A 14,712-nucleotide genomic window follows, 5' to 3' on the forward strand; every position below is an offset into this window, starting at 1 on the left:
CTAGGATCGCGCAGCCAATGCGTCAAAGCCCCAGCACATCGGCCATGTCATATTCGCCTGGCCCCTTGTCCTGGCCCCACAGGGCAGCCCGCAGCGCGCCCCTTGCGAAGATCGCGCGGTCAGTTGCCAGGTGACGCAGCACGACACGTTCGCCCGCCGTGGCGAAGATCACGTCATGCTCGCCCACGACATCTCCGCCGCGAATGGCGGCAAAGCCGATCGTGCCCTGTTCGCGCGCACCGGTGATGCCCTCACGCGCTGGGGTGCGCAGTTCATCAAGCGTCTTGCCGCGCCCCTCGGCAGCCGCCTCGCCCAGCATGAGCGCGGTGCCCGATGGCGCGTCGACCTTGCGATTGTGGTGCGTCTCGACCACCTCGACATCCCAATCCTCGCCGAGCGCCGCCGCGACCTTGCGGGTGAGACCAACCAGCAAGTTGACGCCAAGGCTCATGTTGCCGGCGCGGATGATCGGGGCATGACGAGCGGCGGCCTTGATCTTTTCAAGGTGGTGCGGCTCGAAGCCGGTGGTGCCGATGACATGGACGGCACGGGCCTGCGCAGTCAGCTCGGCAAAGGCGACGGTCGCGTCCGGCGCGGTGAAATCGATCACCGCCTGCGCCTTGGCGATGGCCTCGACCGCATCGTCGGTGACGGTGAGGCCAAGCGCCGAGCCTCCCATCGCCTCGCCCAGGTCACGCCCCACCCAGGGGCTGCCTTCACGTTCGATCACGCCGACCAGACGGGCCTGATCCGATGCCAGGACAGCGCGAACCAGCATCTGACCCATGCGACCCGAAGCGCCCGTAATGACGATTCCCGGTATTTCCATGTCCATACCCCCGTTTTGGCATGGTCTATCCCGTTGCGGCGCGGGCCGCGACCCCCTACATCTGCGCGCATGGCACAGAACCGCTTTCATTCCGGCGCAGGCCCCTCGCAGCGACAGCTGCGCGTTGGGGAACTGATCCGCCGCACCCTGTCCGACGTCCTGCTGCGCGGCGACGTCCATGACCCCGACCTGAACCGCCACTCGATCACCGTGGGCGAGGTTCGCACATCACCCGACCTCAAGGTCGCGACCGCATTCGTGCTGCCGCTGGGTGGTCAGGGCGCCGACGAGGCCTTGGCCGCGCTGCGCCGCAACCAGGCCGAACTGCGCCATCTGGTCGCCAAGGCCATGTCGCTGAAATATGCGCCGCAGCTGCGCTTCGTGCTGGACGAGACCTTCGACCGCATGGACGACACCCGTCGCCTGCTGAACGAGGACCGCGTGCGCCGCGATGTCGAACATGGCGACGATGAAGATGATGAAGATTGATCTGAAGCGTCGGCTTGGTCTTGCCATCGGCGCGCTGGTGGCAATGACCTTGCCCGCGATGGCCGGGATCTGCGAGAAGCGCGATTTCGATGGCCAGGGCTATGTCATCTGCACGCTCGCGGCAGAGCAGGAACCGGGGCTGAAGCTTTGGCTGAACGATGCCGAAGGCAATGTGCTTGGCGACTTCTTCAGCGTGCGCAAGACCCTGCCCGCGGATGAAGTGCTGGCCTTCGCCATGAACGCGGGCATGTATCATGCGGATTATTCCCCCGTCGGCCTTTATGTCAGCGACGGGAACAAGGAACACGACATCGTCACCGGTGGCGGTGGCGGCAACTTCGGCCTGCTGCCGAACGGCGTCTTCTGCACCGGCGGGGATCGCCCCTACCAGGTCATCGAAAGCCGTGCCTTCGCCAAGGCCGAGCCGCAATGCCGGATCGCCACGCAATCGGGGCCGATGCTGGTCATAGACGGCGCCCTGCATCCGCGATTCCTTGTCGACAGCGACAGCCGCTATGTCCGCAATGGCGTCGGCGTCTCGCCCGATGGGCAGACGGCATGGTTCGCGATCTCGGACCGGGCGGTGACGTTCCACGAATTCGGCCGCCTGTTCAGGGACGGCCTGGGCGCGCGGGATGCGCTTTACTTCGACGGCTCGATCTCGCGGCTATACTCGCCCGAGCTGAGGCGGTCGGATTTCGGCCGCAGGCTGGGGCCGATCATCGGATATACGGGAAAGAACTGACATGGCGCGCAAAAAGGGACGCGAGATCCACGGTTGGCTGATCGTGGACAAGCCCGCAGGCGTGGGCTCGACCGACGTGGTCGGCAAGGTCCGCTGGGCGCTCGACGCGAAGAAGGCAGGCCATGCCGGCACGCTGGACCCCGATGCGACCGGCGTCCTGGCCATCGCCCTTGGCGAGGCGACGAAGACCGTGCCGATCCTGACCGACGCGCTCAAGGCATATGACTTCAGGGTCAATTGGGGGGCCGAAACCTCGACGGACGACGCCTCGGGCGAGGTGGTCAAGACCAGCGATGCGCGCCCGACCGAGGATGCAATCCGGGAGGCGCTGCCAGAATTCACCGGCGACATCATGCAGATCCCACCGGCCGTCTCGGCCGTGCGCGTCGATGGGGCTAGGGCATATGACCTTGCACGCGAGGGTGAGACGGTCGAACTGGCCGCGCGCCCCCTCTGGGTCGATTCGCTGGAACTGCTGGCCGCGACCGAAAACAGCGCCGATCTGCGCATGGTCTGCGGCAAGGGTGGCTATGTCCGGTCGATCGCCCGCGACCTCGGCCGCAAGCTGGGCTGCCTTGGCCATGTCGATCACCTGCGCCGGACATGGTCCGGGCCGTTCGAGGCCGCCGACGGCATCGCCTTCGACCGGATCGACCGTGCCAATCAGGCCGAGATCGAGGCCGCCCTGCTGCCGATTCAGTCCGCGCTGACGGACCTGCCGGAAATGCACGCGACCGAAATCGGCGAAGTCCGCATCCTGAACGGCAATCCCGGTCAGGTGCTGGGTCACGCCGAATTCGGCGAAGAGGTCTGGGTCAGCCGAAACGGCCGCGCACTTTGCATCGGCCGCTTCATGGGCGGCGAGGTCCAGCCCAGCCGCGTCTTCAACCTGCCCTGACCGGTTCAGCCCGCGAACTGGTAGGTCGCGGGTACATAGCGGAAAGATCCCTCGGCATCCCCAGGCGCGATATAGGCCAGCGCCGGGTAAGGCATGTGATAGCCGATGAAGGGAATGCGCTCTTCGGCCAGGCGTGCCAGCACCTTCGTCCGCGTGGCCGCGCCCGCGTCCTTGTCGACGTCGAAGCGGACATGCCAATCCGGCCGCTGGATCGAATAGACATAGTGGTTGAAGCTGTCGGCGGTGATCAGAAGCCGCGCGCCTTCGCTTTGCAAAAGATAGGTTGTGTGGCCCGGTGTATGGCCATGCGCAGCGACCGCGGTAATGCCGGGCAGGACCTCATCATTATCGGCGATCAAGGTGGCATCGCCGATCAGGGGAGCGACATGGGTGGTATATGCCTCGCTGGGATTGGCGGCCCAGTAGTCGTTCTCGGCCTTGGGCGCGATCAGCTTGGCATTGGGAAAGACAGGCTTGCCATCCTGGGTCAACCCGCTGACGTGATCACCATGCATATGCGTCAGCACGACATGGGTCACATCCTCGGGGGCATGGCCCGCTGCTGCGAGAGACGCCTTGGTCATGTCGGGGAACATGCCCGTGTCGAAGATCGCCAGCGCCTCGGGCGTCTTGACCAGCGTCATGGTGAAGGAGTTCCCGGCCCGCTCCGGCGGCAGGAAATTCGCGGAGCTGAGCAGTTCCCATTCCGAGGGATCGGCGTTCAGGCCAAAGGTTTCGATGGGATTGTCGCGCATGTTGGTCCCACCCAGCAGGGTCGACACTTCGAGATTTCCCAGCTTGATGGTATGGGCCTTGCCTTCCGGGGCGCCATCATCCGGCGCTGCCGTCTGGGCGGCTGCGGGCAGCGCCACAAGGGCAGGCAGCGCACCCCCGAGCAGCATGGCGTCACGACGGCTAAATCCAGTCTTGGTCATTCTCCCGATCTCCCTTTTCGTGAATGATCTGAACGATAAACCAGTTTCCCGAGTTTCCCGAGTGAAACCGTCGTGAGGCGGTCAGAATGGAACCGGCGCGGAAAAGCTTTGCATGACCCCGGTTTCGGGATGTTTGAAGCGAAGGCTTTCTGCATGGAGCATCAGGCGCGGAAACTCGGCAGCCTCGCCTGCCGCGTATAGCGGATCACCCAGGATCGGGTGGCCAAGCTCGGCCATATGGACGCGCAATTGATGGCTGCGTCCGGTCACGGGCGAAAGTCGCACGCGGGTTTCCCGATCATCGGCACGGATCACACGCCAATCGGTCTGGGCCGGGCGGCCCTGTTCATGGTCCACCTTCTGGCGCGGACGGTTCGGCCAGTCGACGATCAGGGGCAGATCGACCGTTCCCGTTTTCGGCGTCAAACGACCCCAAAGCCGCGCGACATAGACTTTCTTGGTCTTGCGATCCTCGAACTGCTTGGACAGGTTGCGTTGCGCGTGCGGGGTCAGGCCAAAGACCATGACCCCAGAAGTATCCATGTCCAGCCGATGTACCAGCAGGATCGTCGGAAAGGCGCCCCGCAAGCGCTCGATCAGGCAGTCTGTCCGATCCTCGCCCCGGCCCGGAACCGAGAGAAGGCCCGAGGGCTTGGACACGACCAGAACCTCGTGATCGGCATGGATCACCTGCGGCTGTTCGCTGGTAGGTTCATAGACAAAGCTCATTTCGCCACCAACCGCAGGGCGAGTCCCGCAAACATCACGGCCGCGATGCGGTTCACGATGCCGAGCCGCTTGCCGATGACATGTCCCGCATATCCGCCAACGATGCCGTAGCCCATCGTGACCAGCGTTCCAGAGGCCATGAACATCAGGCCCAGCCCAAGGATCTGCTGCCAGATCGGGCCGAAGGCGGGATTGGTGAATTGCGGCAGGAACGCCAGCAGGAACAGCACCGGCTTGGGGTTCAGCAAATTCGACAAGGCACCTCTGCGAATGATGTTCCAGGTGCTGCTGGCCGCACGGGCGCGGGGATCGACCTCTCCGGCGGTCCAGCTTTTATAGGCAAGCCACAGCAGGTAAGCGGCCCCCATGAATTTGATCGCGACCAGCGCGCCGGGATGGGCGGCAACCAGCGCCCCCAGCCCCACCGTCGCCATGATGACATGGCAGACCACCCCCAGGCCCACGCCGAAACCCGCCAGCGCCCCGGCGCGGGGACCGTTCTGGATGCCGCAGGCACTGGCAAAGAACACGTCCTGCCCCGGCGCGAAATTCAGGACCAGAGCCCCCGCCATGAATGCCAGAAGCTGTTCGGCCGGAAAGTTGGCAAGGGTATCCCAGATCATCGCGCACCTCGTTTTTCCCGCATATCCGATGCGGGCGGAGATACGTCAACTCTCACTCGGGTCCTGGGGCAGGCCGTCCGCGATATCATAGTAATCGCCTTTGTCCGCCACGAAGATATGGCCCTGCAAGCGCAACCCGGTCGGAGTGTCGATCGCGCCGGCGGCAACGTCGATGATGTCCGAGCCGTCGCGCTGCCAGAACAGAGACGAGCCACAGGTGCCGCAGAAGCCCCGCCGCGCGAAATCCGAGGCGCGATACCATGTCGGCTCTCCGTCGATCTGCATGGAACGCGGCAGGATCGCGGCCCAGACATGCCCCGACCAGCGCCGGCACTGGCTGCAGTGGCAGGCGTTCAGCCCGTGGCTGTCGTCATAGGTGCCCCGAAAGCGGATCTCTCCGCACAGGCAATGGCCGGTGAACTCAGTGACGTCCGAAGGTTTCATCCAGGATCTCCTGCAGGCGGTCTGCATCTTCCTGGGTGAAAGCGTCCGGTTGGTTGCTGTCGATGTCAAGCACGCCGATCAGCCGATCACCTGCAGCGATTACCGGGATGACCAGTTCGGACCGTGTCGAACTGGCGCAGGCGATATGGCCGGGAAACGCGTCAACATCCGGAACAAGCTGCGTTTCGCGGCTGCGGGCGGCAGCACCGCATACCCCGCGTGAAAACGGAATGACAAGACAGCCATGGCCGCCCTGATAGGGCCCGATCTTGAGAAGCTCGGGTTCCGTCACCCGGTAAAAGCCCGTCCAATCGAAACGGTCATCGGCATGATGGATTTCGCAGGCCAGCGTCGCCATCAGCGCCACCTCGTCGGTTTCGCCATGCGCCAGGCTGCGGATCGCCTGGCTGAGTTCCGCGTAATCGACTTTGGTCATGATTCTTCCCCCATGGCATCGCGCAGGATCTCTGACAGATCGGCATGCAGGCGCGCAAGCCCGTCGGGCCGCCACCCAAGCGCTTCCAGACGCCTGCAAGCAAGGATGCTGAGCAGGCTTGCATCGGCACGTGGCGGCGGCGGTGAGCCGCTTCCGGTCAGAACGGCGACCCCCGACAGGAGGTCATGATAATCGAGGATCAGGTCACTGACGTTATAGGCCCCGGACATCTGCGGGTCCGAAAGGGCGAGCATCGCGGCCCGGCCTAAATCGGCGCCATGAACCTCGGTCGCGACGCGCGAAGGGACCGGGCGTCCGGCCAGAAAATCACGGATCAGGCGGCTCCATTTCTGCGGCCGGCCGGGACCGAAGACGCCGGTCGGGCGCAGGCTTGCGGTGCGAAAACCGGGCGCGGCCAAATCCACCAAGGCCATTTCGGCATCGGCCTTCACCCTGCCGTAAAGGCTGGTCGGATCGGGGGGCAAGTCATCGGCGAGCGCGGTCCCGGCGGGGTAGCCGTCAAACACCGCCCGCGAGGATAAAAACAGCACTTGGCTGACACCAGCTTCCCGCGCGTTTCTGAAAAGATCCAAAGATCCCGAAAGGTTGGCGCGAACGAAGCCATCAGGATCGTCGCCTTCCCCGCCGCGATAGCGGCCCGGTTCGTGCTGGAAGGCGGCATGGATCAGGGCATCGCAGCCGCTCAGATCGGCGGTTCGGCCAAGCCGCCAGCCGGGCAGGGGATCAAGCTCATGCCCGGCGTCGATCGCGGCGCGGGCGATCCAGCGACCGACGAATCCCGAGGCTCCGGTCAGGGCGATCTTCATGCCGGCTCTGGCGCGGGAAGATCGCGCGGATCGGGCACCGGGCCGTCGGCGGCATGCGCCTTCCACAGGTCGATCAGGACCCGCAGGCTGTCGGCCTTGGCGTGATTTTCCCAAGGTTTTTCATACTGATAGTGCAAGACACGGATATCCTGCCAGCGCCACAATTCGGGCAGGTTCAGCCAGACATATTGCAGCATGTTGTCAAAGACCGGCAGGCCATGCCAGTTCGGGAAATAGGTTTCCAGAAAGGTCTGGTCGGTGCGGCGCCAGAACGTGCCCGGCTGGTCCAGACGGGCCAGCATCCGATCGAAGGTTGCCTGTGAAGGACGGGCGGTAAAGACCCCGGAATTCAGCCGGTGGAAATCGCCCAGACTCTCGTAAACATTTGGTGCGGCTGAGAATTCCGGGTATTCAAAGAGCCGGTCTATGTTTTGCAGCACGATCGCGTCGGCGTCGATGAAGACCACGCGGTCATAGTCCAGTTGCCACAGCCGCAGCTTGGCGAAATTGTCCAGAGGCGTGTGGAAAGGCGGCTTTTCGCCCTTGGTGAAGGGGGCGGCGCCATGCAGCCGGGCGCGGCCATGCAACTCATTGAAATCATGCGAAGTGGGCAGCAGATCCACGTGCACCGCGCGTACACCGAGCGTACACAGCCTGTACACCGTTTCCGCGGGCAGGTCGGTGTAGAGCAGGACCAGATCGGCCGTGGTGCCCGTCCGACGGAGCGAGCGGAAAAGCGCCTCGGCCCCCGTTGCGTAATCGGGATTGGTCGCCAATGTGACGAAGGCGCGGTCGGACCGCGCCTTGCTTTCGGGATGGATGCCAGGGGTCACGATACGGAACGCAGCCTCTTGCCTTCGGGATCGTGCTGGACGCGCTTCGCGAGATCCTTGGTCCATGCCGACACCGCCGGCACGCGCGAGCGGTCGATGCGATGGGCGTATTTCCGGGCCACGTCGACCACCTCGGAAAGCAGGCCGTCGGCCAGGGTGGTGGGCTTGAGCCCCAGCGCGAGGAACTGGTCGTTCCTGACGATGAGGTCGTTTTCCTCGGCCTCCTTGCGCGGGTTCGGCAGATAGGCGACCTCGGCCCCCGTCAGTTTCGCGACCAGCTCGGCCAGATCGCGAACCCTGTGGGTTTCGGTCATCTGGTTGAAGATCCGAACCCGTTCGCCCGCAGCCGGCGCATCCTGAAGTGCCAGCTCGATGCAGCGCACCGAATCCTGGATATGGATGAAGGCCCGCGTCTGACCGCCCGTCCCATGCACGGTCAGCGGATATCCGATCGCGGCCTGGATCAGGAAGCGGTTCAGCACGGTGCCGTAATCGCCATCGTAGTCGAAACGGTTGATAAGCTGTTCGTGCCGCCGGGTCTGGTCGGTATGGGTGCCCCAGACGATGCCCTGATGCAGGTCGGTGATGCGCAGCCCGTCATTCTGCGCATAGAACTGGAACAGGATCTGATCGAGGCTCTTGGTCATGTGATAGACCGAGCCGGGTCGGGTCGGGTAGAGGATCTGCTGGTCGCGCTTGCCCGAGGGCGTGTCGATCTGGACATCCAGATAGCCTTCCGGGATCGGCGCGCCGACCGAGGAATAGCCGTAGACACCCATTGTCCCCAGATGCACCAGATGCGCGTCGATGCCGGTTTCCACGAGTGCGGCCAGCAGGTTGTGCGTCGCGTTGGTGTTGTTGTTGACGGTATAGACCTTGTGGCGGTCGGTCTTCATCGAATAGGGCGCGGCGCGCTGTTCGGCGAAGTGGATCACCGCTTCAGGGCGGGTATCGGCCAGCCATTGCTTCAGCCGCTCATATTCGGTGGCGAGATTCAGCAGGTGGAAATGGATCTTGCGCCCGGTCTGCTGATGCCAGATCCGGCAGCGTTCCTGGATCGAATCCATGGGTGTCAGCGACTGCACGCCAAGTTCGGTATCGATCCAGCGGCGCGACAGGTTGTCGACGATATGGACGTCATGGCCCAGATTCGACAGGTGCAGGGCGGTGGGCCAACCCACGAAACCGTCCCCCCCGAGAACCGCAATGCGCATGGTCTTCTCCCTCATGTTGCGCGGCAGGAATGCGCGCCTAACGTGTCAGATGGATAACGCCTTGATGACGGTCTTGTGTTCCCTCCAATCTGCAAACTGGAAATTGCCGTGAAACGAATTGCAAGCCAGCCCTGCTGTCACTATTGATTTTTCATGATCTCGCAAAAAACCAAATATGCCATCAAGGCACTGATGGCGCTTGCTGATGAAGTGGCTGCCGGCGGAAATGCGCTGACGATCGAAGAGATCGCGCAGCGATCCGGCGCACCCAAGCGCTTTCTCGAGCATATCATGCTGGAGCTGCGAAATGCGGGATATGTGGGTTCGCGGCGCGGGCGGGCGGGCGGCTACATCCTGATCAAGCAGCCCAAGGAAATCTCGATCGGAGAGCTGCTGCGCCAGGTCGACGGGCCGATTGCCCCCCTGCCTTGCCTGTCGCGCCGGTCATATCAGCGCTGCGAGGATTGCACCGACGAGGCAAGCTGCCGGTTGCGCAGGATGTTCGGGCAGGTCTTCTGGTCATATCTGCTGCTGATCGAATCCCTGACCCTGGCCGATCTGGTCGAGGATGGCGGGCTGCCGGAAATGGGCGCCGCCTAGGGGTCAAGCGCCCGTAAAGGTTGCCTTTCTGCCATGGCTCATCCTGTCTCGTGCGGGCCGGCCTTGACCGCGATGCCACTGCGCGGCACTTGTTTTCGTCACGATCGCCCGCCATCTCGGCGGCAGACATGACCCCGAGACCAGAAAGCGCCTGTTCGACCATGCCGGATTCACAGTCTCAGAGCCCCCGCCACGCCCCGATTGCCGGCGTTCTGGGTTGGCCGATCGCCCATTCCCGTTCACCGCGGCTGCATGGGCACTGGCTGAGCAAATACGGGATCGCAGGGCATTACATCCCGGTCCCGGTGATGCCCGAGCATCTGGCCGATGTGCTGCGCGTCATGCCGCGCATGGGCTTCGTCGGCGCGAACGTGACCATTCCGCACAAGGAAAGCGTCCTTGCGCTGGCCGATGTGGTGACCGACCGGGCCGCGCTGATCGGGGCGGCCAATACGCTGATCTTCCGCCCCGACGGCAAGATCCATGCCGACAATACCGATGGCTATGGCTTCATCGCCAATATCCGGCAGAACGCCCCCGACTGGCATGCGGATCAGGGCCCGGCGGCCGTGATCGGCGCCGGAGGTGCGGCGCGCGCCGTCGTCGCCTCGCTTCTGGAAAGCGGTGTGACCGAGCTTCGGATCTGCAACCGCACGCGCATCCGCGCCGAACAGATCCGGTCGGAATTCGGCGCCAAGGTCATCGTCTATGACTGGGCCCAGGCGGGCAACATGCTGGAAGGCGCCGCAACGGTCGTCAACGCGACATCCATGGGGATGGAGGGCAAGCCGCCCCTGCGCGTGCCGATGGAGGCCTTGGCGCCCGGCACGCTGGTGACCGATCTTGTCTATACGCCGCTGATGACCGCCTTTCTTGAAGAGGCGAAGGCGCGTGGCTGCCAGATCGTCGACGGGCTGGGGATGCTCTTGCATCAGGCCGCGCCGGGCTTCGAGCGCTGGTTCGGCCATCGCCCCGAGGTCGATGACGAATTGCGCGCGATCGTCCTGGGATGAGCTTCCTGCTGGGCCTGACCGGAAGCATCGGCATGGGCAAGTCCACCGCCGCGGCCATGTTCCGCGATCTGGGCCACCCGGTCTGGGATGCCGACGAGGCCGTGCACCGGCTTTACGCGCCGGGCGGGGCTGCGGTCGCGAAGGTGGCCTCGGCCTTTCCCGGGTCCTGGGCGCATGGGGGGATCGACCGCGCGGCGCTGAAGGCGGCGCTGGCCAAAGACCCGGCGGGGTTTCCCAGGCTTGAGGCAATCGTGCATCCGCTGGTCGCGGCGGATCGCGCGGGTTTCATCGCGCGCCATGCCGATGCCCCGATCGTGGTGCTGGATATCCCGCTGCTTTACGAAAACGGCAGCGAAGAGGGGATGGACGGCGTCGCGGTGGTTTCCGCCCCGGCCGAGGTGCAGCGCGCCCGCGTGATGGCCCGGCCCGACATGACCCCGGACGCGTTCGCGATGATCCTGGGCCGGCAGATGCCCGACGCCGAAAAGCGGGCGCGGGCCGACTGGATCATCCCTTCGGTCACGCTGGACGGCGCGCGGGGCGCGATCATGGACATCTGCCACGAGATCATGGCAGGTAGGCCGCATGCGTGAAATCGTTCTGGATACCGAAACGACCGGCTTCGACCCCGCGACCGGCGACCGCATCGTCGAGATCGGCGCGGTCGAGCTGATGAACCACCTGCCCACCGGGCGGACCTATCACGTCTATATCAACCCCGAGCGCCCGATGCCGAAGGAGGCCTTCGAGGTCCACGGTCTGGGCGACGATTTCCTGCGCGACAAGCCGAAATTCGCGGAAGTGGCCGCAGGATTTGTCGAGTTCATCGGGGCGGATGCCAAGCTCGTGATCCACAATGCCCAGTTCGACATGAAATTCCTGAATGCCGAATTGAAGCTGTGCGGGCATCCGGTGATGCCCTATTCGCGCGCGGTCGACACGCTTGAGCTGGCGCGCAGCAAGTTTCCGGGCGCGCAGAACTCGCTCGATGCGCTGTGCCGGCGCTTCCGGATCGACAACTCGAACCGGACATTGCACGGCGCGCTTCTGGACAGCGAATTGCTGGCCGAGGTCTATCTGGCGCTGCGCGGCGGGCGGCAACCGGGGTTGGTCCTGGAAGCCGGAACGGGGGCGGGGGCAGGCCCGGGCGGGACAGCCCCGGGACAGCGGAGCGCACCGCGCGGAGCGCGGCCAAGGCCCCTAGCCCCGCGCCTGACCGACGCGGAAGCCGAGGCCCATGCGGCATTCGTCGCGAAGCTGGGCGACAAGGCGGTCTGGCTGCGTTACCGCACGGAAGAACCCGCCTAGGCGGTTGCGGAACCTTTTCGGAATGCCGAAGCTGTTATCGAGGGACGGATGCGGCAACGGATGAGGGCAGCGCAGTGCTAAGGGATTGGTGGCAGTTCATTCTTGCGCTCTTCGAGCGGATGGACCGCATCCATATGAGCCTTATCGCTGCGGGAGTGGCCTTCTATGCCATGTTCGCCGTCTTTCCCGGACTCGCGGCGCTTTTCGCATTATGGGGGCTTTGGTACGACCCGCAGCTGATCGAGGGCTACATCCACACGGCGGATGAGTTCATCCCCTCGGGCGCGGCTGACATCATCTATGGTCAGGTCAATTCCCTGATCGCCGCAGGGCGCACCCAACTGGGCTGGGCGACCGCGATTTCCTTCCTGATCGCCACGATTTCGGCGCGGGCCGGGGTGGATGCGCTGGTGCGCGGCCTGAATGCCGCCTACGGCGTCAGGTCGCATTCCACGATCTGGGGCTTCGTCCTGGCCTACCTGCTGACACTGGTGATCGTGGGCGTGGTCATCCTGGGGCTCGCGGTCATCATCATCGTCCCCGTGGCCTTCAACTTCCTGCCGGCCACGCCGGCGCGGAACTGGATGATCGGCTCGGTCCCCTGGCTTGCCATCTTCCTGATCGTGCTGATCGTCATCGGCATCCTTTACCGCTTCGGCCCGAACGTGAAGACTCCGCGCACCGCGATCTTCACCTGGGGCTCGGTCTTTGCGGCGCTGGCATGGGCGGTGGCGAGCTACGGCTTTTCGACCTATCTGGGCAGCTTCAACAGCTACAACCGCATCTATGGCTCGATCGGGGCCGTCATCGCCTTGCTAATGTGGTTCTACCTGGGGGGCTTTTCGGTCATGCTGGGCGCGCTGATCAATCTTGAACTGTCGCGCCACCGTCGCGTCGCTGCGGCCCACAAGCTGCGCGAAGCGGCCCGCGAACAGGCGCGAGAGGAAAAGCTGCAACAAGCCCGCGAGGGGATCGGCAATTCCGGCTAGGGCTAGTGGCGCGATCCGGGTCGCGCGGCCGAGGTCAGGACGACATCCTTGCTGTCCGTCACGGTCGGGCGCTTCAACAGAGGCTCGACATGGAAGCGCAACCGCAGCACAAAGCGCTGGCTGTCATGTTCAAGCTCGGCCGTTCCGTCGAGCTGGGTTGCGAAGGCGTCGATGAGCTGGCTGCCAAGCCCGGTGCCCTCGGCCATGCCAACGGGGCCGATGGAGTTCTGGACTTCCAGAATGGCCTCGGTCGCGGTGACGGAATTGAGCGACACGCGCACCCATGGCGCGCTGCCATCGCCCCAGGAGCCGGCGTATTTCAGCGCGTTGGTGAAAGCCTCGGTCGCCAGAAGAGACAGGGGCACGGCCTGATCCGGCATCAGCACCAGCCGTTCGAGATCGGTTTCGATCACCAGCCCCGCCCCCGGCCCGACCGAGGCATTGGACATCTGGTTGATAATGTCCTCGATCAGCCGATCGGCCTGCACCGAATCGAGATGCTCGGCCTGATAGAGGTTGCGATAGATCGTCGCCAGCGAGGCGACGCGATCCTGCACGGAACGCAGCACGCGCCGCGCATCGTCGTGGTCGATCATGCGGATCTGCATGTTGATGATCGAGGCGATCAGCTGAAGGTTGTTCTTGACCCGGTGATGGACTTCCTTCAGCAGAACGGTCTTTTCCTTGACGGCGGCTTCCATGGCGTCTTCGTCCCGGATCAGGATGCGGGCCATGTTGTGGAAGGTCTGGCTCATGTCCTCGATTTCCGTCGGCGCATCGGCCAGGACCGGAGGCGGCGCGGAGCGGTCGCCGATGGCAAAGCGGCGCATCTGGCCGCCCAATTCCCGGATATGGCGCAGAACCAGCCGGTAGACCGCGAAATAGGCGACGGTGAGCGATGCCCCCCACAGGATCAGCGGCAGCAACAGCGCGGTGCGCCGGGTCTGGTCGATCCCCGCGATGCCGGAATCCGATCGGTTCCAGGACCCCATCGCATAGACAAGGCCCGGAACGACGGGAACGACGCTGAACACCCGCTTTTCGCCCGAGGCGGAATAGTCGCTGAAGGTCGTCTCGCTGCGCGACAGCAGCGAGGGCAGTGACTTGCCGCGCGGCAGGATCTCTTCGATGCTGTTGCCCATGTTCTGCCCTTCGGACAGGACCTGGCCCAGATTGTTGAAGGTCAGCACCCGGACCGGGTCATTGCCGAGGCCCTGGACATGAGTCGATCGCAGCATGTCCTGCGACATGGCGACCCCGACGAAACCCAAGAGGTCGGCGCCCCGATAGAGCGGCTGGATGACGATGACCGACAGGGCGCCATTGTCGCTGCCGATATGACTTGTGGTCACCAGCGTGCCGGGGCTTTCCATGAAAAGCTGGTAGGCGGGGTCGGCGGACATGTCCTGTTCGCCCGGAATGGACGAACAGCTGATCGAGCCATCGAGCCGGGTGAAGCCGGCATAGGAAAAGTTGACCGTCCGCTGCACGAAACCGCGCATGACATCGCCGCAGCCCTGCGGATTGCCCATCATTTCAAGCACCGCCGGGCCCAAGGCGTCGGCGGTGCCGATAGCGCTTTGCAAAAGCGCCCGTTCTCCGGCGGCCGCAGTCGCCGTGCGGCCGAGAAGCGCGATCTCGGACGAGCGTTCGTATTCCTGCGACAGATGCAGGGTCTGGATGACCGAGATCATGCCGATCGGTAGGATCGCTATCGACAGGAGCCCGCCGAGGCGGAAGCCCAGACCCTTGGTAAACTCGAGCCCGTCCTTCAGCCGGCGCAGCACGGATCAATGTCCC

General features: G+C 64.2%; 18 protein-coding genes. 8 read left to right on the forward strand and 10 right to left on the reverse strand.

The genetic code is table 11. From position 1 onward, the window contains the following. Window positions 1–22: 22 nt before the first annotated feature. On the reverse strand, window positions 23–829 hold the full coding sequence (gene dapB / locus RGQ15_RS04200) for a 4-hydroxy-tetrahydrodipicolinate reductase (protein WP_311158975.1): 807 nt from the start codon (window positions 827–829) through the stop codon (window positions 23–25). 69 nt (window positions 830–898) lie between these two features. Here dapB and rbfA point away from each other — a divergent pair, with 69 nt between their 5' ends. From rbfA to truB, 3 genes are read left to right on the forward strand one after another with little or no spacing between them, the layout of a single operon-like run. After that, entirely contained in the window at window positions 899–1,318 is a 420-nt protein-coding gene (rbfA, locus tag RGQ15_RS04205; RefSeq protein ID WP_311158976.1) for a 30S ribosome-binding factor RbfA, read from the forward strand. After that, window positions 1,308–2,063, forward strand: coding sequence for a phosphodiester glycosidase family protein (locus RGQ15_RS04210; protein WP_311158977.1), 756 nt, complete (start codon window positions 1,308–1,310; stop codon window positions 2,061–2,063). The genes rbfA and RGQ15_RS04210 overlap by 11 nt, the downstream gene beginning before the upstream one ends. A 1-nt stretch (window position 2,064) precedes the next feature. Next, complete coding sequence (truB, locus tag RGQ15_RS04215; RefSeq protein ID WP_311158978.1) at window positions 2,065–2,961, forward strand: tRNA pseudouridine(55) synthase TruB; 897 nt, start codon at window positions 2,065–2,067, stop codon at window positions 2,959–2,961. Between the two features lie 5 nt (window positions 2,962–2,966). Here truB and RGQ15_RS04220 read toward each other — a convergent pair whose 3' ends face one another. The 8 genes from RGQ15_RS04220 to RGQ15_RS04255 all read right to left on the reverse strand — a co-directional run bounded on the left by RGQ15_RS04220 (window position 2,967) and on the right by RGQ15_RS04255 (window position 9,002). Then, complete coding sequence (locus tag RGQ15_RS04220; protein WP_311158979.1) at window positions 2,967–3,896, reverse strand: MBL fold metallo-hydrolase; 930 nt, start codon at window positions 3,894–3,896, stop codon at window positions 2,967–2,969. An 81-nt stretch (window positions 3,897–3,977) separates the two neighbouring features. Then, window positions 3,978–4,625, reverse strand: coding sequence for an RluA family pseudouridine synthase (locus RGQ15_RS04225; RefSeq protein WP_311158980.1), 648 nt, complete (start codon window positions 4,623–4,625; stop codon window positions 3,978–3,980). Beyond that, window positions 4,622–5,248, reverse strand: coding sequence for a LysE family translocator (locus tag RGQ15_RS04230; protein ID WP_311158981.1), 627 nt, complete (start codon window positions 5,246–5,248; stop codon window positions 4,622–4,624). Before RGQ15_RS04230 ends, RGQ15_RS04225 begins: the two co-directional genes overlap by 4 nt. Window positions 5,249–5,293: 45 nt before the next feature. Then, a complete protein-coding gene (locus RGQ15_RS04235; protein ID WP_311158982.1) occupies window positions 5,294–5,692 on the reverse strand; it encodes a GFA family protein in 399 nt (132 codons plus the stop codon). After that, the gene (locus tag RGQ15_RS04240; RefSeq protein WP_311158983.1) at window positions 5,670–6,128 is read right to left on the reverse strand and encodes a GAF domain-containing protein; all 459 of its coding nucleotides are present in this window, start codon (window positions 6,126–6,128) and stop codon (window positions 5,670–5,672) included. Before RGQ15_RS04240 ends, RGQ15_RS04235 begins: the two co-directional genes overlap by 23 nt. After that, window positions 6,125–6,955, reverse strand: a complete 831-nt coding sequence (locus RGQ15_RS04245; RefSeq protein WP_311158984.1) for an NAD-dependent epimerase/dehydratase family protein — start codon at window positions 6,953–6,955, stop codon at window positions 6,125–6,127. The genes RGQ15_RS04240 and RGQ15_RS04245 overlap by 4 nt, the downstream gene beginning before the upstream one ends. Next, the gene (locus RGQ15_RS04250; RefSeq protein WP_311158985.1) at window positions 6,952–7,788 is read right to left on the reverse strand and encodes a glycosyltransferase; all 837 of its coding nucleotides are present in this window, start codon (window positions 7,786–7,788) and stop codon (window positions 6,952–6,954) included. Before RGQ15_RS04250 ends, RGQ15_RS04245 begins: the two co-directional genes overlap by 4 nt. Further along, on the reverse strand, window positions 7,785–9,002 hold the full coding sequence (locus RGQ15_RS04255) for an NAD-dependent epimerase/dehydratase family protein (RefSeq protein WP_311158986.1): 1,218 nt from the start codon (window positions 9,000–9,002) through the stop codon (window positions 7,785–7,787). The genes RGQ15_RS04250 and RGQ15_RS04255 overlap by 4 nt, the downstream gene beginning before the upstream one ends. 153 nt (window positions 9,003–9,155) lie before the next feature. Between RGQ15_RS04255 and RGQ15_RS04260 the strand changes: the two genes are divergently transcribed. The 5 genes from RGQ15_RS04260 to RGQ15_RS04280 all read left to right on the forward strand — a co-directional run bounded on the left by RGQ15_RS04260 (window position 9,156) and on the right by RGQ15_RS04280 (window position 12,912). Next, window positions 9,156–9,602, forward strand: coding sequence for an RrF2 family transcriptional regulator (locus RGQ15_RS04260; RefSeq protein WP_311158987.1), 447 nt, complete (start codon window positions 9,156–9,158; stop codon window positions 9,600–9,602). A gap of 161 nt (window positions 9,603–9,763) precedes the next feature. Then, the gene (locus tag RGQ15_RS04265; RefSeq protein WP_311161028.1) at window positions 9,764–10,615 is read left to right on the forward strand and encodes a shikimate dehydrogenase; all 852 of its coding nucleotides are present in this window, start codon (window positions 9,764–9,766) and stop codon (window positions 10,613–10,615) included. Then, complete coding sequence (gene coaE, locus RGQ15_RS04270; protein ID WP_311158988.1) at window positions 10,612–11,208, forward strand: dephospho-CoA kinase; 597 nt, start codon at window positions 10,612–10,614, stop codon at window positions 11,206–11,208. The genes RGQ15_RS04265 and coaE overlap by 4 nt, the downstream gene beginning before the upstream one ends. Further along, the gene (dnaQ, locus tag RGQ15_RS04275) at window positions 11,201–11,923 is read left to right on the forward strand and encodes a DNA polymerase III subunit epsilon (RefSeq protein WP_311158990.1); all 723 of its coding nucleotides are present in this window, start codon (window positions 11,201–11,203) and stop codon (window positions 11,921–11,923) included. Before coaE ends, dnaQ begins: the two co-directional genes overlap by 8 nt. Before the next feature lie 74 nt (window positions 11,924–11,997). Further along, a complete protein-coding gene (locus tag RGQ15_RS04280; RefSeq protein ID WP_311158991.1) occupies window positions 11,998–12,912 on the forward strand; it encodes a YihY/virulence factor BrkB family protein in 915 nt (304 codons plus the stop codon). A 2-nt stretch (window positions 12,913–12,914) separates the two neighbouring features. Here RGQ15_RS04280 and RGQ15_RS04285 read toward each other — a convergent pair whose 3' ends face one another. Further along, entirely contained in the window at window positions 12,915–14,699 is a 1,785-nt protein-coding gene (locus RGQ15_RS04285; RefSeq protein WP_311158992.1) for a sensor histidine kinase, read from the reverse strand. Between the last annotated feature and the right edge of the window lie 13 nt (window positions 14,700–14,712).

This window comes from Paracoccus sp. MBLB3053 (genome assembly GCF_031822435.1).
GTDB classification, from domain to species: Bacteria; Pseudomonadota; Alphaproteobacteria; order Rhodobacterales; family Rhodobacteraceae; genus Paracoccus; species Paracoccus aurantius.